Source organism: Paraglaciecola psychrophila 170, assembly GCF_000347635.1.
In the GTDB taxonomy this organism is placed as follows: domain Bacteria; phylum Pseudomonadota; class Gammaproteobacteria; order Enterobacterales; family Alteromonadaceae; genus Paraglaciecola; species Paraglaciecola psychrophila.
On record NC_020514.1, the window covers coordinates 2079189 to 2099407 of the forward strand.

19 protein-coding genes and 3 pseudogenes are annotated in these 20219 nt (G+C 40.3%); 17 read left to right on the forward strand and 5 right to left on the reverse strand.

Annotated elements, in window-relative coordinates; all coding sequences use genetic code 11:
• Positions 1 to 24: 24 nt before the first annotated feature.
• Positions 25 to 438, reverse strand: coding sequence for a hypothetical protein (locus C427_RS09025; protein WP_007639659.1), 414 nt, complete (start codon positions 436 to 438; stop codon positions 25 to 27).
• 614 nt (positions 439 to 1052) lie between these two features.
• Here C427_RS09025 and rpsP point away from each other — a divergent pair.
• From rpsP to rplS, 4 genes are read left to right on the forward strand one after another with little or no spacing between them, the layout of a single operon-like run.
• Positions 1053 to 1304, forward strand: coding sequence for a 30S ribosomal protein S16 (gene rpsP, locus C427_RS09030; RefSeq protein ID WP_007639666.1), 252 nt, complete (start codon positions 1053 to 1055; stop codon positions 1302 to 1304).
• A gap of 27 nt (positions 1305 to 1331) precedes the next feature.
• A complete protein-coding gene (gene rimM, locus C427_RS09035) occupies positions 1332 to 1862 on the forward strand; it encodes a ribosome maturation factor RimM (protein ID WP_007639667.1) in 531 nt (176 codons plus the stop codon).
• Complete coding sequence (trmD, locus tag C427_RS09040; protein ID WP_007639668.1) at positions 1862 to 2641, forward strand: tRNA (guanosine(37)-N1)-methyltransferase TrmD; 780 nt, start codon at positions 1862 to 1864, stop codon at positions 2639 to 2641. Before rimM ends, trmD begins: the two co-directional genes overlap by 1 nt.
• A 19-nt stretch (positions 2642 to 2660) precedes the next feature.
• A complete protein-coding gene (rplS, locus tag C427_RS09045) occupies positions 2661 to 3020 on the forward strand; it encodes a 50S ribosomal protein L19 (RefSeq protein ID WP_007621759.1) in 360 nt (119 codons plus the stop codon).
• A 79-nt stretch (positions 3021 to 3099) separates the two neighbouring features.
• On the opposite strand, the gene C427_RS09050 is transcribed toward rplS, so the two are convergent.
• On the reverse strand, positions 3100 to 3477 hold the full coding sequence (locus tag C427_RS09050) for a VOC family protein (protein ID WP_007639669.1): 378 nt from the start codon (positions 3475 to 3477) through the stop codon (positions 3100 to 3102).
• 140 nt (positions 3478 to 3617) lie between these two features.
• Positions 3618 to 3941 carry a ferredoxin FdxA gene (gene fdxA / locus C427_RS09055; protein ID WP_007639670.1) on the reverse strand — a complete coding sequence of 108 codons (324 nt, stop codon included), beginning with the start codon at positions 3939 to 3941 and terminating at the stop codon, positions 3618 to 3620.
• A 200-nt stretch (positions 3942 to 4141) separates the two neighbouring features.
• Here fdxA and C427_RS09060 point away from each other — a divergent pair.
• The 9 genes and pseudogenes from C427_RS09060 (at position 4142) to C427_RS09100 (ending at position 13586) form a co-directional block, all read left to right on the forward strand.
• Positions 4142 to 5757: pseudogene (locus C427_RS09060) on the forward strand (NAD(P)/FAD-dependent oxidoreductase).
• A 9-nt stretch (positions 5758 to 5766) separates the two neighbouring features.
• Entirely contained in the window at positions 5767 to 6678 is a 912-nt protein-coding gene (gene rlmF, locus C427_RS09065) for a 23S rRNA (adenine(1618)-N(6))-methyltransferase RlmF (RefSeq protein ID WP_007639673.1), read from the forward strand.
• A 21-nt stretch (positions 6679 to 6699) separates the two neighbouring features.
• Positions 6700 to 7263, forward strand: a complete 564-nt coding sequence (locus C427_RS09070) for a sugar O-acetyltransferase (RefSeq protein WP_007639675.1) — start codon at positions 6700 to 6702, stop codon at positions 7261 to 7263.
• A gap of 112 nt (positions 7264 to 7375) precedes the next feature.
• Positions 7376 to 8905 (forward strand): AbgT family transporter, encoded by a 1530-nt coding sequence (locus tag C427_RS09075; RefSeq protein ID WP_007639676.1) that lies wholly within the window; start codon positions 7376 to 7378, stop codon positions 8903 to 8905.
• A 335-nt stretch (positions 8906 to 9240) separates the two neighbouring features.
• Positions 9241 to 10335, forward strand: coding sequence for a 3-deoxy-7-phosphoheptulonate synthase (locus tag C427_RS09080; protein WP_007639677.1), 1095 nt, complete (start codon positions 9241 to 9243; stop codon positions 10333 to 10335).
• Positions 10336 to 10343: 8 nt separating this feature from the next.
• Positions 10344 to 11486 (forward strand): bifunctional chorismate mutase/prephenate dehydrogenase, encoded by a 1143-nt coding sequence (tyrA, locus tag C427_RS09085; protein WP_007639679.1) that lies wholly within the window; start codon positions 10344 to 10346, stop codon positions 11484 to 11486.
• Positions 11487 to 11972: 486 nt separating this feature from the next.
• A complete protein-coding gene (locus C427_RS09090) occupies positions 11973 to 12197 on the forward strand; it encodes a hypothetical protein (protein ID WP_015430715.1) in 225 nt (74 codons plus the stop codon).
• A gap of 52 nt (positions 12198 to 12249) precedes the next feature.
• A complete protein-coding gene (locus tag C427_RS09095; protein WP_148285902.1) occupies positions 12250 to 12504 on the forward strand; it encodes a hypothetical protein in 255 nt (84 codons plus the stop codon).
• Positions 12505 to 12700: 196 nt separating this feature from the next.
• A pseudogene (locus tag C427_RS09100) lies at positions 12701 to 13586 on the forward strand (IS1595 family transposase).
• On the opposite strand, the pseudogene C427_RS09105 reads toward C427_RS09100, so the two are convergent.
• Positions 13562 to 14434 (reverse strand): annotated as a pseudogene (locus tag C427_RS09105) (IS982 family transposase). The pseudogenes C427_RS09100 and C427_RS09105 sit on opposite strands and share 25 nt — an antisense overlap.
• Positions 14435 to 15262: 828 nt before the next feature.
• Positions 15263 to 16543, reverse strand: coding sequence for a citrate synthase (locus C427_RS09110; RefSeq protein WP_007638291.1), 1281 nt, complete (start codon positions 16541 to 16543; stop codon positions 15263 to 15265).
• A 468-nt stretch (positions 16544 to 17011) separates the two neighbouring features.
• Here C427_RS09110 and sdhC point away from each other — a divergent pair, with 468 nt between their 5' ends.
• From sdhC to C427_RS09130, 4 genes are read left to right on the forward strand one after another with little or no spacing between them, the layout of a single operon-like run.
• Positions 17012 to 17386 (forward strand): succinate dehydrogenase, cytochrome b556 subunit, encoded by a 375-nt coding sequence (gene sdhC, locus C427_RS09115; protein WP_007638301.1) that lies wholly within the window; start codon positions 17012 to 17014, stop codon positions 17384 to 17386.
• Positions 17380 to 17727: a succinate dehydrogenase, hydrophobic membrane anchor protein gene (gene sdhD, locus C427_RS09120; RefSeq protein WP_007638303.1), complete on the forward strand. Its 348-nt coding sequence runs from the start codon at positions 17380 to 17382 to the stop codon at positions 17725 to 17727. The genes sdhC and sdhD overlap by 7 nt, the downstream gene beginning before the upstream one ends.
• Entirely contained in the window at positions 17728 to 19497 is a 1770-nt protein-coding gene (gene sdhA, locus C427_RS09125; protein WP_007638304.1) for a succinate dehydrogenase flavoprotein subunit, read from the forward strand.
• A gap of 11 nt (positions 19498 to 19508) precedes the next feature.
• A complete protein-coding gene (locus C427_RS09130) occupies positions 19509 to 20219 on the forward strand; it encodes a succinate dehydrogenase iron-sulfur subunit (protein WP_007638305.1) in 711 nt (236 codons plus the stop codon).

Genomic DNA, 20219 nt, shown 5'->3' on the forward strand with positions numbered 1-20219 from the left:
TTTATGAATTAGATCTGAGAGCTATCAACTAAGATTAGCTGATACTTCAGGTGAAAATCGAATGTCCCCTCGAGTTTCTGGAACAACTGTGGCAACGCCTAAATACTCCTCACTGCCAATTTCCTGATTACCAAAATTCCAATTCAGACGTAACGTCAGGGTTCTGCTGGATGAACCGTTAGGCCGTATCCATTGTCTGCCAACGGTTCCAATAAAGTCATCCATATTACCCACTGAAGACCAATGTATGCCGCCACCAGGCAACATGTCGAAGAAATCTCGTCCGTCATCTCGTTCAACTAGAAAGCCGGCAACAAGATAAGACATATTTTCTTGCCGCTCACGAGCAGTCCAATTTACGCGAATAGTTAAATCAGCAAGCTCATTAGCACTACTAATTCGACCCACCCTAAGGCGAACACTTGTAATACTTGCCATGATTAATCTCCTTATTTAATTGTGATTTAATTTTTGGTTAGGTGAAAACAGTTATCTGTTATCAAATGTTACAGGGCAATATATGTACCACGTGTCAGTTGTCCTATATCTATATGATAAATATGAAATAAATTAATCTTTAACATTAAATTAGGGTTTAATAGCACCCAGTTTTATGGGGCTTTTGAAACCCATCCTATTGGTATGAAAAATTCAATTATCTAGAAAAAGTATGATTAGACTCTGACCTTGATGGCGAATATAACTAGGTTGCGCCAGTGTTTAAGCGATTAGACAAATCACTAAGTATTCAACTTGAACGCAATTAGTTGTTAATAATCATCTAGAGGCAATAATAAAAGATATGATTTTGGTTTTACTTCTATGAGTTATTAACACCTTATTTTGGCTTATGAAAAGTCAAACTTAACCCTAAGAACTGATCAGTAAATCAATATCAATAATCCAAATTGAATTATCTTAACTGTTATTCTAATTAAACTTGCATAACGGCTCCTAGATCCGTAAAATGCGGCGGCCTTTATCTGGCTAAAGCTGCTGGATTTAAAGGTAAATTAAGTTAACGTTAACGCTACAACGAGTCTGAGGCATATATGGTTACTATTCGTTTACAGCGTGGTGGCGCTAAAAAGCGTCCATTTTATCAAGTAGTGGTTGCAGACAGTCGTCGTTCACGCGATGGCCGTTTTATTGAAAACATTGGTTTTTTCAATCCAACTGCAATGGGTCAAGAAGAGCGTTTACGCTTGGACTTAGGCCGTGTTGAGCATTGGGTTGGGGTAGGCGCAGGCTTATCTGACCGTGTTGCACGCTTGGTGAAAGATGCACAAAAGGCAGCTGCTTAATTGCAGTTGCAAAGAAGGTATTGAGAAATGAGTTCTGCGTCTGACACATTAGTGATTGGCATAATCGGTGCGCCATATGGTGTCAAAGGTTGGGTCAAAATCACATCTTATACCCATGATTTAGACGGCGTATTTGCCTACACTCCTTGGCTTTTAGGTCAAGTGCAAGAAGGCAATCAGTATGTCGTCGACCAGTGGCGAACCCACAATAAAGGTTTAGTTGCCAAATTGGTTGGGGTGGATAATCGAGATGATGCCGAAGGCATTAAAAATCTTGAGATTTCCATTAAAGCAGAAATGCTACCTGAATTAGATGACAGCGATGTTTATTGGCGTGAGTTAGTCGGCATGCGAGTAGTGACCGATAAAGGTTACAACTTGGGTGTTATTAAAGAGTTATTCGAAACTGGTGCTAATGACGTTTTGCTAGTCAAAGCCAATTTGAATGACGCTTTTGGTCAAAAAGAACGCATGGTTCCTTATTTGTTAAATCAAGTGATTAAGCAAGTGGACCGGCAGGCGAAAATGGTCACAGTGGATTGGGATCCTGCATTTTAATGCAAGAACCTAGTCGGGAACCGAGTCGTTGGTATGGTGTTATTAGTCTGTTTCCAGAAATGTTCGAGACTTTTACCCAGCAGGGAGTAGTAGGGCGAGCCGTGAAAAACGGGTTGTTACAAGTAGAGTGTTTTAATCCAAGAGACTTTACTTTCGACAAACATCGCACTGTTGATGACCGACCATACGGTGGTGGACCTGGCATGCTGATGATGGTTCAGCCATTAAAAGACGCTATTCTGGCAGCTAAACAGGCTGCGGGAAGAAAAACAAAGGTGATTTACCTTTCTCCCCAAGGGAAAAAGCTGGATCAAGCAGGAGTGAAACAACTTTCTGAAAATGAGAGTTTGATTCTAGTAGCTGGTCGATATGAAGGTATCGATGAACGAGTAATACAAACACAGGTTGACGAGGAATGGTCAATTGGTGATTACGTGTTAAGTGGCGGCGAATTACCTGCGATGGTCTTAATGGATGCAGTTTCAAGATTTGTACCCGGTGTGTTAGGGCATGACCAATCTGCCGAGCAAGACTCATTTAGTCATGGCTTGTTAGATTGCCCGCACTATACCCGACCAGAAAACTTGGATGGCGAGCTTGTTCCTAAGGTGTTATTGAGCGGTGACCACAAAAAAATCAAGCAGTGGCGGTTACAACAGTCGTTAGGTAGAACCTGGCAGCGACGCCCTGAATTATTAAACGATCTAGCTCTGACTGAGGAGCAGCAAACATTGTTAGATTTATTTCGACAAAGTTTGCAGCAGCATAATGACAGTTAATCTAGAATGAGAGGATATGATGAGTAAAGTAAATCAAGACATCATCAAGAAAATTGAAGAAGCGCAGCTAAAAACTGACGTTCCGGCATTTAGTGCTGGTGACACAGTCGTTGTGCAAGTACGCGTTAAAGAAGGCGAAAAAGAACGTCTTCAGGCTTACGAAGGCGTTGTAATCGCTAAACGTAACCGTGGCCTACACTCTGCTTTTACAGTTCGTAAGATTTCTAACGGCGAAGGTGTTGAGCGTATATTCCAAACACACAGCCCGGCAATCAGTTCTATTGAAGTGAAACGTCGTGGTGCTGTTCGTCGCGCTAAACTTTATTACTTGCGTGAACGCTCTGGTCGTTCTGCACGTATTAAAGAAAAGCTAGGTTAATTTAAATTTTGCGTTACCGTTAACTTAATAAGAAAACCCGCCTTCTGGCGGGTTTTTGCTATTTACTGTTTATCAAAGACTATTGATAACTTACTACTTCAATCTCTAGACCCTCCTCCAAATTAAAATAAAACCGTTTCCCAGGTTCATAGTCGCCATGATTATAGGGCATTAAGCCAGCTGCTTTGACTTTTGTTTCTATGGCATTTATATCATCCACTTGAATACCAATATGGTTTAGGCTGCTAATGGTTTTGTTAGTCATGTTTTCCAAGTGTTTATCAGCATGCCTGTATAAGGCTAGATAAGTATTATCTGTACCCAAGTGAATAGTTTTATCATCGTCTTTTGCCGCTCCTGCCCAGCGAATTTTCCAGTTAAATATTTTGGCTAGTATGGCGGCAGTTACATCTGTATTAGTAACCGTGATGTTGATATGTTCAAGTGTGGGTTGCATATTTTTCTCCTATTGAAATGATGCTAATAAATATCACTTGAAGCAGACTTTAAAACCTCAGCTTAAGTTGAGGTAAAGTGATTTATTAAAAATAAATATGAACAGGCTGAAGGCTTCACTTTATAGCGGAAGAGAAACGCTTATTTGACAAGTAAAGGAAGTTTGTTAACTACGCCTGTCCATTCTTCTGCATCTTCTGGTGGCGCTTTTAATTCAATGATATTTGGCCATACTTCAGCTAATTCGGCATTGAGTTGCAAATAATGTTGCTGACTTTCAGGTAAATGGCTGTCTTGAAATATTGCTTCGACCGGACATTCAGGGACACATAGACCGCAGTCAATGCAAATGTCAGGATGGATCACTAAGAAGTTTTCACCTTCATAAAAGGCATCGACTGGGCAAACAGGCACACAGTCGGTATATTTACACTTAATGCAACTGTCAGTGACTACAAAGGTCATAGTTGTGGGTATCTTTGTTTAATTCTTTTCATTTTGTCGATCATAAAGTAGCGACAGCAAAAAACAACAACTGTGTCTTTAATTCAATATAGAATTTACCTATCGTAAGCATCTTATCTGTCATAAAATACACTGCCTCGACAAATGAAGGACTTCGCCTAAAAGAGGTGAGTTGTTTATGGTCTATCATTGGAAACCTTATGTTGCGTTTGAACGAAGTTAAATTACCCTTAAATCATAATGAAGAGGCACTGCCCGCTGCTATTTTGCAGAAGTTGGGAATTGCCAAAGAAGATATGCTGTCTTTTGAGGTATTTAAACGTGCTTATGATGCCCGAAACAAAGCAGATATTTTACTGATTTATATTGTGGATATTGAGGTGGCTAATCAAGCCGAGCTGCTAGAGCAGTTTGTCAATGATCCTCATGTACGTGAAACCCCAGACATGACATATAAGTTTGTTGCTAAGGCACCACAAAACCTGACCTCTCGGCCTGTGGTTATTGGGCTTGGTCCTTGTGGCTTGTTTGCTGCCTTAATATTGGCGCAAATGGGTTTTAAACCCATAGTCTTAGAGCGCGGTAAGGCAGTGCGTGAACGGACCAAAGATGTATTTGGTTTTTGGCGTAATAAGCCTCTTGATACTGAGTCAAATGTACAATTTGGGGAGGGCGGGGCAGGCACGTTCTCAGATGGAAAGTTATATAGCCAAATCAAAGACCGCAAGCATTATGGCCGCAAGGTGCTACATGAATTTGTGGCAGCTGGCGCACCAGAAGAAATCTTGTATGTTAGCAAACCTCATATCGGTACCTTTAAGTTGGTTAACATGGTCGAAAAAATGCGCGCTCAGATTACCGAGCTAGGCGGTGAGATCCGATTTGGTACCAGAGTTGATAAAGTAGATATTCAAAACAACCAACTTACAGGCTTACATTTATCAAACGGTGAATATCTGGTGTGTGAACATGCCGTTTTGGCTGTTGGGCATAGTGCACGCGATACTTTCGAAATGCTGTATGAACAAGGTGTTTATGTTGAAGCTAAGCCATTTTCAATTGGCTTTAGAATTGAACACGAACAATCGATGATAGATGAAAGTCGCTTTGGAGATAATGCAGGCAATCCTATTTTAGGTGCTGCGGATTATAAATTGGTGCACCACTGTAAAAATGGTCGCTCGGTTTATAGTTTTTGTATGTGTCCTGGTGGAACTGTGGTGGCCGCTGCGTCTGAAGCCGGTAGAGTGGTGACCAACGGCATGAGTCAATATTCTCGTCATGAACGTAATGCAAATAGCGCCATAGTTGTGGGTATCACACCAGAGCAAGACTACCCAGAGCATCCTCTCGCTGGCATTGCTTTGCAGCGCGGACTTGAAGAGCTTGCTTATAAAGTAGGTGGCGAAAATTATCATGCACCTGCGCAATTGATTGGTGATTTTTTAAAAGGTAAATCGAGTCAGCAATTAGGTGAGGTGAAGTCGTCCTATACGCCAGGTATCACGTTGACAGATTTATCTAAAGTGGTACCAAGCTTTGTTATTGAAGCTATTCAAGAGGCCATTCCTGCCTTTGATAAAAAATTAAAGGGTTTGCAAAGGTTGATGGCTTGTTGACGGGAGTTGAAACCCGCACTTCCTCACCTATTTGTATTAAACGTGGCAAAGACCTGCAAAGTATCAATACCGGTGGCTTATATCCTGCCGGAGAAGGTGCTGGTTATGCTGGAGGTATTTGGTCGGCAGGCATCGATGGAATTAAAGTGGCAGAGGCTTTGGCTTTGGATATGCTATCCAAAAGCCAAGTAGACTAGTGTCAGACATTGAAACATTCTAGAAATTTACATCAAGATAGCTATCCGCTAGCCCAGCTAGTAAATAGTTATCCTGTTTTGCAGCCGTATATTCTAATTAAGCCTGATGGTGGTAAAACCATAGACTTTGCCAACCCCAATGGCGTAAAGGCCCTTAACGCTGCATTATTATGTCATTATTATCAGGTGAAGTTTTGGGATATCCCCGCTGGATACTTATGTCCTCCCGTTCCGGGTAGAGCTGATTATGTTCATTACATTGCAGATTTATTAGCTAAAGATAATCAAGCGGTGGTACCTGAAGGTAGCACGATTAAAGGTTTAGATATTGGCACCGGTGCCAATCTTATTTATCCCATTATTGCGACCAGATCCTATGGTTGGCAAATGGTTGGTACAGACATTGATCCTGTTTCGATTTCATCAGCCGAGACTATTATTGATTCAAATTCTGTTTTAACCAACCTCATTAATGTGAGGCAGCAACATGACCCACAACATATTTTTAAAGGAGTGATAAAACCAGGTGAACATTTTACTTTCTGTATCTGCAATCCGCCTTTTCATGAATCAGCTGAGCACGCTAAAGCAGTTTCGCAGCGAAAAATTCAGAATTTAACTAAAAATAAGTCAAAGCGTGAGAGTCACATAATCACCCAAAAGAAGAGTGCTCCTCTTAATTTTGCTGGGCAATCAAATGAGTTGTGGTGCGAGGGGGGCGAATTATTGTTTATCCAGCGAATCATCACTGAAAGCAGAGAGTATGCCACTCAAATACGCTGGTTTAGCAGTTTGGTTTCGAAGAAAGATAATCTCATTCATATATATAAAAGCCTACACGATTTGGGCATTGCTAACATTAAAACTGTCGATATGGCACAAGGACAAAAAGTCAGTCGTTTTGTGGCATGGCGTTTTTAAGAGAAGCTTTAGGGGATTAGTATGAGCGACTTAACCGAAAAACAAAAAATGTTACAAGGGCTTGAGTACTTTCCCAGTAACAAAATATTACAGCAAGACAGAGCTAACGCTAAAAGGCTTTGTCAGCAGTTTAATCAATGTGATATCGATGATAGAAAAGGCAGTCGAACCATCATTAAAACATTATTCGGTCACTGTGAAGGTGCTTGGATAGAGCCTAATTTTTATTGTGATTACGGCTACAATATTACTGCGGGTAAAAACTTTTACGCCAACCACGGTCTAGTCATTTTAGACGCTGCCCCCGTAACTTTTGGTGATGATGTGATGCTTGCTCCAGGCGTAATGATTTCAACGTCTACTCATCCCTTAGATCCGCTCAAACGTAACAAAGGTATTGAAACAGCTCAACCCGTCAATATTGGAAATAGTGTCTGGATTGGTATGGGTGCCAAGATATTAGAAGGTGTAAATATTGGTGATAACGCTGTGATTGCGGCAGGCGCAGTGGTGAATAAAGATGTTGCCGCTAATACTGTGGTGGCGGGTGTGCCAGCCAAAGTGATTAAAATTTTGAGTATATAAAGACTAAACAAAGAATATATATTGCTGTTCATATATTCCATGTTGTTAGTCGTTGTGGCAAAGTATTTTCTGGTAAATAATATTTCGTATAGTGAAAAGGTGGACTTGTTTTATGTCGAGTCAAGCTAGTTGGACAATGCGCGCATTGGATAAGGTTGAAAGGGTCGGAAATAAGTTACCTGATCCTGCGATTATTTTTTTGTTTTGTTTGGTTGTGGTGTGGGTTTTGTCAGCTATATTGTCAAATTTCACCTTTAGTGCAATAGACCCTAGGACGGCCGAAGCTGTCGTGGTAAATAACTTATTAACGGGCGATTCTTTGACAGACTTTTTGTCTAGAATGGTCACTATTTTTACTGGTTTTGCTCCTTTAGGTGTAGTGTTGGTCGCTATGTTAGGTGTGGGAGTGGCAGAACATTCAGGGTTTATTAGTGCCGGTTTGAAACGGATGCTCGACTCAACACCCAAAACACTGCTAACACCCATGGTGGTCTTAGTGGCCATTGTTAGTCACACCGCCACCGACGCCGGGTATGTGCTAGTTATTCCACTCGCAGGCGTTATCTTTTATGCGATGGGTAGGCATCCGCTAGCGGGTATTGCGGCTGCATTTGCAGGGGTAAGTGGTGGTTTTTGTGCTAATTTTATCCCGTCGGCTATTGACCCTTTACTGCAAAGCTTTACTCAGAGTGCAGCGCAAATCATTGACCCTGATATGCAAATAAACCCGCTTAACAATTGGTTTTTTAATTCTGCATCAACCTTATTGGTAGTCGGCATCGGCTGGTATTTAACCGATAAAGTCATTGAACCTCGCTTAAAAGATGTTGAAGTTGATGGCGATCCTGCTGATATTCCAAAGTTTGATGAATTAAATGCAGAACAAAGTCGAGCGTTAAAATTTGCCTCATTAACAATGGCAGGAGGGCTTATTGCTTTGGTAGCCGTTTTATATCCAGACTCTTCACCCTTCAGAGCACCTACTGGCGAGTTAACATCATTTACTGCACCCATAATGCAATCTATTGTGCCAATTATCTTCTTGTTATTTTTATTACCAGGTGTGGTGTTTGGTTTTATGTCAGGTACTTTTAAGTCAAGCAAGGATATGATTGATACTATGACGAAAGCCATGCAAGGCATGAGTTATTACATAGTGATGGCTTTTTTCTGTTCATTGTTTATTGATGCATTTGGTAAGTCAAACCTAGGAGCATTGTTGGCAATTGAAGGGGCTGAGGTATTAAAAACACTAGCACTACCGAGTATGGTGACAATAGTGGGTATTATCTTTTTGACTGCATTTGTGAATTTGTTTGTGGGTTCATCCTCTGCTAAGTGGGCCTTGTTGGGGCCTATCTTCGTGCCTATGCTGATGCAGCTAAATATTTCGCCAGACTTAACTCAAGCGGCGTATAGAGTGGGTGACTCGTCTTCTAATATAATTACACCCTTGATGCCCTATTTTCCTCTCGTCGTGGTGTATTGCCAACGTTATGTTAAGTCAACAGGCATAGGCACGCTACTATCATTAATGTTGCCTTATTCCATCAGTCTTTTGCTGCTTTGGTCGGTATTTTTACTCGCTTACTGGGGACTGGGTATGCCACTTGGGATCCAATCAAGCTATGTCTACCCCTAAGGATAATCGTTATATTGGCTATTTTGTAAGAAGTTGCCTCTTTCAGTCATTTAGATAATCTCTGCATTGTCGTATCCTTGTTTTAAAATCTATTTATTTGGCTATGTTTATGGATGTTTCGCTTGAAAAACAAGCAGGCAACCTAATAAAGGTAATTAAAACTTGTTGTTGAATTTATTAACTGTTAAAAAGTCAATTCAATTTAGAAAATAATAAAATGCCAGGTGTAATTAAATCGTTACATTGTGTCGGTGTTATAGAAATGTAAGGTGTTACGGGTCTCTTTATGAGTTGAGCCAATGCCAAATTTTAGTTTATTTTAAAAGAGTTAAATCATGTTACGTGACAGCATCAACAACATTAATATTTCATCTGAAAAAGTGTTAGTGACACCTCAAGAGTTAAAGTCTGAATTACCAGTGAGCGATTCAGCTTTACAAGTTGTTCAATCATCAAGGCAAGTTATCAGTGATATTTTGCATCGTAAAGATCATCGTTTTTTAGTGATATGTGGTCCTTGTTCCATACATGATATTGAAGCTGCAAAAGAATATGCGCTTAAGCTCAAAGAGTTACACGAGAGCTGTAAAGACACACTGTACATTGTGATGCGTGTTTATTTTGAAAAACCACGCACTACCGTTGGTTGGAAAGGATTGATCAACGATCCACATATTAATGGTACCTTTGATATCGAGACTGGTTTACGTAAAGCTAGGGAATTATTGATTTGGTTGGCAGAACTTGAATTACCAGTCGCCACCGAAGCTCTTGACCCCATTAGCCCCCAATATTTGGCTGAATTGTTTAGTTGGTCTGCAATAGGTGCGCGTACGTCTGAATCACAAACCCATAGAGAAATGGCCAGTGGCTTGTCTATGCCCGTGGGATTTAAAAATGGTACAGATGGCAGTTTAGGTATTGCCATTAATGCACTGCAATCAGCTGCTTCTGGTCATAGTTTTATGGGTATTAATGGTGAAGGGCAAGTGAGTGTGATTACTACCCAAGGTAATCCAGACGGTCATATCATTTTGCGTGGTGGTAAACAGCCTAACTATGATTCTGTTTGTGTCGCCGACTGTGAAGCTGAATTGGAGAATGTGAAGTTGAGTGCAGGCTTAGTGATCGACTGCAGTCACGCAAATTCTAGCAAAGACTTTCGCAGACAGCCTTTAGTTGCTAAAAATGTGGTTAACCAAATCCTTGAAGGTAATGAATCGGTTATCGGTATTATGTTAGAAAGTCACTTGAATCATGGTAATCAAAGTAGCTCGGGTAAAATGCCTGCTGATTTAGACTATGGTGTTTCGATAACCGACGGTTGCATCAACTGGCAAACTACAGAAGATTTGATTAATCATATGCGAGATAAGTTAATAACAGTCTTACCTATGCGATTAAATAGATTAAATGACGCCGAAGTTTAGGAAGCCTTATGCCAGTATCACCCAATGAACTTAGTGAGCTGAGACAACAAATTGATGAAATTGATAGCCAGTTAGTTAAATTATTGGCACAGCGGGCTAAAATAACAGCTAAAGTAGGTAAATATAAAAGTCAGGTTGGCTTACCTATCTACGTGCCTGAGCGTGAAGCTGAACTGATTGCCAAAAGAAGAGTAGATGCGGAACAACAAAATGTATCTCCAGTTTTAATTGAAGATTTGTTACGCAGGATCATGCGCGAGTCTTACCATACTCAAAACGTTGAGTATTTGTGTACTAATCCCAAGATTCATAAGATTGTTGTTATAGGTGGTGCTGGCGCTTTAGGTAGGATTTTTGTTGATATGTTTAAACGCAGTGGCTATTCAGTCCAGTTGCTTGAACCAAACGACTGGCCGAATGCAGATTCTATTCTCAGCGATGCCGGCTTAGTATTAGTCGCGGTGCCCATCAAGTTAACCGAAAGTATAATATCCAAACTGACAGACTTACCTTTAGATTGTGTATTAGTTGATATTACCAGTACCAAACAAAAACCACTAGCTGCCATGATGGCCGTACACAAGGGGCCAGTGTTAGGTCTACATCCTATGTTTGGGCCTGATGTCGCTAGTTTGGTTAAACAGGTAGTGGTGGTATGCCATGGTCGCGATGCCGAACAATATGAATGGCTATTGCAGCAAATTCGTATCTGGGGAGGTATATTGCAGCAGACTACAGCTAAAGAGCATGACGATGCTATGGTGTTTATTCAGGTCATGAGGCATTTCTGTAGCTTTGTGTTCGGCTCGCACTTAGCCAGTGAAAATCCCGACTTACAGCAATTAATATCCCTAAGTTCGCCTATTTACCGTTTAGAATTGGCGATGGTTGGGCGGTTATTCGCACAGGATCCTGCGTTATATGCAGATATTATTTTTGACAATAAAGACAGCGTTGCATTACTAACTGAATTTAGTGTGAAATTTACTCAGGCTTTGGATTTGGTCTCAGCAGGTAATAAAGTTGAGTTTATAAAACAGTTTTTAAAAATTGGCACTTGGTTTGGTGATTATTCCAAGCAATGTTTGGTCGATAGTAGAAAATTGTTACTTAAGGCAGATGATGATCGCTCTTTAAGTGAGGATTGCTAATTATTTGAATGAATTTTTTTGAATTAATCAGTGACTATTGTCGTGCAGTCACGTTGCCATTTGTATCGCAACATACAAACTGTTGGTCAACACAATAAAGCTAGCTGTATGTCGTTAAGTTCAAGATTACTGATTGCAATCATATCTATTTTATTGTGTTCCATTTCATAGTTTTGATGGGGGGTCTGTAAATGTTGCGGTAAGTGAATCCAATGGGGCTTTTACCGAAGCCATCAAAGACCGATTGATTTCATGAAATTTGCAAACAGGTGAAGCCATTGATGAATATTTCATTTTATTACATCACAAATTCTTACCAAGGCGTTTAATGTTTCGTTGGTAAAAGCTGCAGAAGGTTTTATCCCCTCGTTCAGCCAGTATGTTTCGCAATGAGGTAACCTTAATACCGCACAACAAAGGCAGTTAGAAAACTATTATTCATCAAACTTTACTCAACAATATAACGTCAGCAACCCAGAACCATTATTGAATGGCGGAAACGCTTTAAAAGGATTGCTTCAGAGAGCCTTAGCTTTTCAGTCTGACTTTATTGCGGGGGCATCCTATGACTTGGGTGAAAAAGACGGCTTAGTAGATTTAGGTAACTATTCTCCCTATGCTCAACTGCAAAATAAATATCACCCTGATATGCGTCATTTTATGCAGGAGTTTGGCTACTATGATATTTTTATAGCTGATATACAACGGTAGTATTGTTTGCAGTGTGCTTAAAGAGTTGGATTATGCCACCAGTGTCAATACTATGCCATACTCTAATTCTGGCATAGGCGAAGCATTTTCTGCAGCAAGTAATGCTCAAGAAGGTGAGGTTTTTTTTAGTGAATTTAAGAAATACAGACCCTATTATGACGCAGTCGCCGGTTTTGCTTCTACGCCTATCTATTCTAAAGGCAAATTTATCGCAGTACTGATTTTTCAAATGCCTATGGACAGGATTAATAACGTATTAACCCATCACAAATTATGGTCAGAAAAGGGCTTTGATGAGTCTGGATAACCATATTTAGTTAATAGTAGTAGTGTTTTATTGAAGATAAACCTACTTAACCTGAGATCTGCTTAAGCGATAATCATAGAGTTCAGCTCTACGTCAGTTAAATTGAGGCTTGGCTTATTTTCTTTCATGTCTATGCAGATAACTCAGGACTGAACTGTACTGCATATACAAACACCCTGTATAGGTAACCATTACCATGAACATGCCAGAAGCAAGCTTTTTAGCTTGGCAAAAACAGTTTAGTACAGAAGATGATTGCTTAAAATACTTGCAACAAATGAAATGGCCAAATGGCTTTATTTGCCCTGGTTGTGGCAATAACCATAGCTATGAAATTACAAGTCGTCATTTATACGAGTGTACACAATGTAAAAAGCAGACCTCAGTCATGTCAGGAACACTTTTTCACGGCAGCAAAATCACTTTGAACCAGTGGTTTTGGGCTATCTATTCTCTTGGCTCTGATAAGGGAAGTATCTCAGCACTGAGACTCAGTAAATTAATAGAAGTCAATTGGCGAACCGCGAGGCTGATTTTAAAGAAACTTAGAACGGCTATGGGGCATAGAGATAGTTTATATCAATTAAGTGGCACAATAGAGCTAGACGACGCTCTGGTTGGCGGTAGACAAAAAGGCAAACGAGTGACGCGGAGCAGCAGGAAAAAAGAATGTGCTGATAGCCTGTGAAAGTAAGTGATAAAAAAGCAGGATTTATCGCAATGGCAGTGGTCGATAGCATTTGTCATTTTAGCGTGAATGAATTCGTCAAGAAACACTTGAAACAAGGCCAACAAGTTCATTCTGATGCATTGCCGGCATTGAATATTATAGGTCAAAGAGAAAACTATGAGGCAAGAGTACCCCGGGTTATTTAGTTGATGAATGGTTACCGTGGGTACATATAGCCATCGGCAATTTAAAAACGTTTTTGTTAGGTACGTTTCATGGTGTAACCGAAAAATACCTACAAGAATACTTTGATGAGTTCTGTTATCGGTTCAATCGTCGATTTATCGAAAAACAAATACCTAACCGATTGCTAAACTTAGCAATAATTCACTTACCTGTAAAATCGACCTGAGCCAGGTGCATAGGCATGTTTTCTTTTAAACAATAAGCGACCAATCCCGCGAGTAAATTCAGCATAAAGCCATTCATACTCCGATACCTTGAGTGTTCGATGTAAGAAATATTCTTAAGTTGGTCGTTTATTGCTTCAGTTATATAGCGCCTTGAAAGCATGGCCCTATCCCACAACGATATAGCTTTTGCTTTCATATTTTTGCGAACGGTTGTGATGAGACTTACACCTTTGTCTAATAAATCTGCTTCCAAAGCTTTACTCAAATAGCCTTTGTCTCCATACAATTTATCAGTTAAACCTTCTGCTAATTCACGCACGGGTTGAGTGTCATGCACATTGCCGGTTGTGACTTTCGCAGCAACAATTTCACCGTGATGATTGACGACTAAGTGGAGCTTGAAACCATAAAACCAACCCATAGTACCTTTACCTCGTTGAGCGATACCGTTGAAGGTTTTATGTCTAGGTATTCGGATGTTATGACACACCTTGATGCTTGTAGAGTCAATGAATTCATGTCATGAGGGCTTTCCTTTAAGTGATGTAAAGTAGGCACACATGGGCACAATAACTCTAGGCATGACCTCTATAAATTGTGTGTAACTCAATAAATTTGGAGACTCATTTTTGTAGACAAGAGATACATACCCAAGAGAGTAGTTTTTGAAATCACGGTAATGTGACATATGAAAACTGACGACAATCGTCATGATTTCACTGGTGGTCATTTGCCCTTCTCTTTGACGTTTTCGCGTACCGTCTTCGAGCAGTTGTTTACGCCATTGAGGAAATAATACTTTTGCAAAATCATCGACATCACAAAACAACTCAACTAATTTACTCATGCCTGGTTCTTTTTTAGAATCATCTCTTTCATCGAAAGATCGGATCTTGGAACAGGTATCTAGTTCAATTTCTTAAACAGGATTCAGGTTAAGTATAAAAGCCCGTTCGCCAGACTATGTTCTTCATCCAATTATCTGACAAATTTAGTTATTCCTTCGTTACCTGATTTAAACATTCTAAATTTTTCAATTACACTTTTTCGATGATTGTCACCCAATCTCGACTTCTCGACAATTGCTCCTACATTGTTCTACATTCAGCCGTCTATGGCGGTCGCTTGTCGAGCTGTTCAATTAGGTGAAGCTGTGCTTCTAAGGGATCCAGTTTAACCCTACTAAATATCATAAATAATTAGCGTAAATAAATGCCAAGTAATTCAAAAGACAAAAGCATTGGCTTTGCCGATTTTAATCTTTGGTGGCTCCGCCACTGCAGTTTCCGCACAAAAATGTTATTTTGGTGGGAAGTGACAGGATGTCACTTTAGCGACGGTTGGAAGGACACATTTGTAGCGACCTTATAATAAGTCTTTTCTTCGGTAAAAAATTGAGGGGCTGCTGCATTTTTCTGGGTTCTCTATTGTTGCTGTTGAGCATATTTACGGGATAAATATGGAACAGCATCAGTCGGCCTGAGAGTTAATGTGGACGGACGCACATTATAAAAAAGAGTCACTTGCTTGAAAGGATTCAAGAAAAACTATCATGGATGATGGCGCTAAGCGTGCTTTTAATTCTTTTTTATTGATGTTCCTAAGAGAACTAAATGATTTTAGTGCAAAAAAATAGCGACCTTATAAGGTCGCTATTTTTAAAATTGATAACTAACTATTTATCAATCTTACTATAAGGACGTTGTGCTTCACCAGTATATAACTGACGAGGACGACCTATTTTTTGTCCTGGCTGGCTCAACATTTCGTGCCAATGTGATACCCATCCTACTGTACGTGCCAAGGCAAAAATACAGGTAAACATGTTGGTTGGAATACCAATCGCTTTTAGAATAATACCAGAATAGAAATCTACATTCGGGAAAAGTTTTTTCTCTGCAAAGTAGGGATCACTCAAAGCAATACGTTCAAGTTCCATTGCTACATTAAGCAGTGGATCGTCGATGTTAAGCTCAGCTAAAACTTCATGACAACTTTCACGCATAACTGTGGCACGCGGATCGAAGTTTTTGTAAACTCTATGGCCAAAGCCCATTAAGCGGAACGGGTCATCTTTATCTTTGGCTCTAGCAATAAACTCAGGTATACGGTCAACTGTCCCTATTTCCTCGAGCATATTCAAACAAGCTTCATTGGCACCGCCGTGAGCAGGCCCCCATAAAGACGCAACACCAGCAGCAATACACGCGTATGGGTTAGCACCAGACGATCCCGCCAAACGAACTGTAGAGGTTGATGCATTCTGTTCGTGATCAGCATGCAAAATAAATATTCTATCAACTGCCTTAGCTACTGCTGGACTGATTTTATAATCTTCCGCGGGGACAGAAAACATCATGTTTAAAAAGTTTTCTGCATAACTCAATTCATTTTTAGGGTAAACAAAAGGTTGACCAATGTTGTATTTGTAACACATTGCAACCAATGTCGGCATCTTAGCCACCAAGCGATAAGCGCTGCGTAGACGTTGTTCAGGATCATGAATGTTCAGGTCATCGTGATAAAAGGATGACATAGCACCTACCGAGCCACATAACATTGCCATTGGATGCGCATCGCGTCTGAAACCTCTGAAAAAGTTATTAATTTGGTCGTGAACAAGAGTATGACGAGTGATCGTGTCTTTAAAGTCTCTGTATTCTTCAGTGTTAGGAGTTTTATCATGCAAAAGCATGTAAACCACTTCAATGTAATCTGAATCTCGAGCTAATTCTTCAATGGAATAACCTCTGTGTAGCAGAATGCCTTTGGCGCCATCAATATAAGTGATCGTCGACTCACATGAGCCCGTTGCCATAAACCCAGGGTCATAAGTAAAGTAACCATTGGCACCTAAAGACCTTACATCTATTACATCGTGGCCTGCGGTACCTGACAAAATCGGAAGTTCGATTTCTTTGTCACCCACTTTTAAAATGGCTTTATTTTCTGCCATATACTGTTCTCCTCAGAATCGTTTCATGTTCGATAAACAGCATGCTCTGCTGTTTACTGGGGGGGGAATTGCCGCTATTTGAACTTAAATTGACTCATAATGTCAATTTTAATGCGTTCCGCTTAGTAAATATTCACTTCTTTCGCCCCCTCAATGCAAATATAATTTTGGAATAGCATGGTTAAGATTCGTATTAGGTGAGTATTTCTTATTTACACGCAACACCCTGACTTAACTTATTACTTATAAACCTTTAATAAAGAACAATAATTGTATTTGTTTGAATGGCTGGATATACTTATTGGGCTTAAAGCACTTGGTATTGAAAAGATTATTTATACTTAACCTTTCTTTAACAAAGTGGCAACAATCTTAGGGAACAGAAATTGAATTTTAGCAAAAATTTAACATGCGAGATGTTATAAGCCGAAATGTTTTAACTACCTACGGGTATAAAGAGTAATAAACGTGAAAAAACAAAGACCAGTTAACTTACAACTCAATACTATTAGTTTTCCTCCTGCAGCAATCACTTCAATTCTCCATCGTATTACAGGCGTCGCATTGTTTTTTGCAATGATGTTTGTGATCTGGGCGTGGGCGATGTCTGTATCATCATCTGAGAGTTTCGCTCTCGTTCAAGAACAAATGGCGGGTCCTCTTGGTAAGTTTGTTGCCATAGGCACCATTTCTGCCTTGACGTATCATGTGTTAGGCGGTCTCAGGCACATGGTAATGGATATGGGGTATTGGGAAGAACTTCAGTCCGGTGATATAAGTGCTAAAGCAATTATTGCGGCATGGATTATCTTAACAATCTTAGTAGGAGTTGTATTATGGTAACGGGTCAAGCAAGTTTAAAACGTAATGGCGTACAAGATTACGTCACTACACGTGCTACCGCTTTGATTATGACTGCGTTTTCTTTGTTTATGGGGTGGTATTTTATCTCTACCCCAGCCATTACTTATGTAATGTGGAACGATTTGTTTTCTGGTCTTGCGATGAAAGTATTCACATTTGTTACTTTGGTTTCGATCATGTTCCACATTCGTATTGGTATGTGGCAGGTTTTAACCGACTATGTTAAAGCACCAGGTTTGCGTGCGTTTATTCAATTTGTTATTAACCTAACTGCATTTGTTTATGTGGTTGTTGGTTTATTTGTTTTGTGGGGTGTGTAAATGAGTCTTCCTGTACATGAATTTGATGCAGTCGTAATTGGTGCTGGCGGCGCAGGTATGCGCGCGGCGTTACAGATTACAGAATCGGGTAAATCGTGTGCCCTATTATCTAAAGTTTTCCCTACACGTTCTCATACAGTATCGGCACAGGGTGGTATTACTGTTGCTCTTGGTAATGCTCATGAAGATAACTGGGAATGGCACATGTACGATACGGTCAAAGGTTCCGATTATATTGGTGATCAAGACGCAATCGAATATATGTGTAAAACAGGTCCTGAAGCCATTATTGAAATGGAAAATATGGGGTTGCCTTTTTCTCGCTTCGAAAATGGAAAAATTTATCAACGTCCGTTCGGCGGCCAATCTCAAAACTTTGGTGGAGAGCAAGGCGCACGTACTGCAGCAGCAGCTGATAGAACGGGTCACGCATTATTACATTTGCTTTATCAACAAAATGTTAAAAATAAAACTAAAATATTCAGTGAGTGGTATGCACTCGATTTGGTAAAAAATCAAGACGGTGATGTAGTGGGTTGTACTGCCATTGATATCGAGTCTGGTGAAGTTGTATATTTCAAATCTAAAGCAGTAGTATTAGCAACCGGTGGGGCTGGGCGTATTTACGCTTCAACTACTAATGCTCATATTAATACTGGCGACGGCTTAGGTATGGCACTACGTGCTGGTGTTCCCATGCAAGATATGGAAATGTGGCAGTTCCACCCAACAGGGATTGCAGGTGCTGGTACCCTAGTAACCGAAGGTTGTCGTGGTGAAGGCGGTTACCTTCTAAATAAAAACGGCGAACGTTTTATGGAACGATATGCGCCTAATGCCAAAGATTTAGCCGGACGAGACGTTGTTGCTCGTTCGATGATGACAGAAATTCGTGAAGGTCGTGGCTTCGACGGTCCACAAGGTCCACATTGTAAGCTGAAGCTTGATCACTTAGGTAAAGATGTTCTTGAATCTCGTCTGCCAGGTATCTTAGAATTATCTCGTACATTCGCTCACGTCGACCCCATTAAAGAGCCAATTCCTGTCATTCCAACTTGTCATTATATGATGGGCGGTATACCGACCAATGTTGACGGACAAGCGCTTACCATGGACGTAAATGGAAAAACTTCACCTATTAAAGGGTTGTTTGCTTGTGGTGAAATTGCATGTGTATCAGTACATGGTGCCAACAGACTAGGTGGTAATTCATTATTAGACTTAGTCGTTTTTGGCCGTGCTACAGGATTACATCTTGGTAAAGCGATTGATGGTATCGATGCTCGTGAAGCGTCAGAAGATGATGTTGATCAAGCGATGGTGCGCTTTAATCGCTGGGAAAATTCACCAGTGGGTAAAGGCGAAGATCCTGTTCAAATTAAGAAAGACTTGCAGCAATGTATGCAATTAAACTTCTCGGTATTTCGTGAAGGTGAGTCAATGGCTACAGGTTTGAAAGAGTTAAATGATATCCGAGAAAGATTAGATAACGCTAGCCTTAATGATAAGAGTAATGACTTTAATACTATGCGTATCGAATGTCTTGAACTCGATAATTTAATGGAAACTGCCTACACCACAGCTGTAGCGTCTAATTTCAGAACAGAGAGTCGCGGTGCTCACAGTCGTTTTGATTTTCCTGATAGAGATGATAAGGATTGGTTATGCCATTCTGTTTATTTACCGGATTCAAAATCAATGATAAAACGTGAAGTGAATATGTCACCCAAGTTGCGTGAAGCCTTTCCACCTAAAGCAAGAACATACTAGGAGCAACAATTATGCAATTAAATCTTTCAGTCTACCGTTACAATCCTGATATTGATAACGCTCCTCGTATGCAAGATTATCAGTTGGAGGTCGCAGAAGGCCAAGACATGATGGTATTGGATGCATTGATAGCATTAAAAGAAAAGGATCCTACTCTGTCATTTCGTCGTTCATGCCGTGAAGGTGTATGTGGCTCTGATGGCGTAAACATGAATGGTAAAAATGGCTTAGCGTGCATCACACCAATATCAGCACTTAAAGGTTCTAAGATAGTGGTTCGTCCATTACCTGGATTACCTGTGGTGCGTGATTTGGTAACTGATATGACGCAATTTTATACTCAGTATGAAAAAATAAAGCCGTACCTTATTAACGACGATAAGCAACCGCCAGCCCGTGAGTTTTTGCAGTCCCCTGAAGAAAGAGAAAAGCTAGATGGTTTGTACGAGTGCATATTGTGTGCATGTTGTTCAAGCTCTTGCCCATCTTTCTGGTGGAACCCAGATAAGTTTATTGGCCCTGCCGGTTTGTTACATGCCTATCGCTTCCTAGCTGATAGCAGAGATACAGCAACTGATGAACGTTTAAATGGCTTAGATGATGCATTTAGTGTATTTAGATGCCATGGCATCATGAACTGCGTCAGTGTTTGTCCAAAGGGATTAAACCCAACAAAAGCGATTGGTCATATCAAATCTATGCTGCTCAAACGAGCAGTGTAG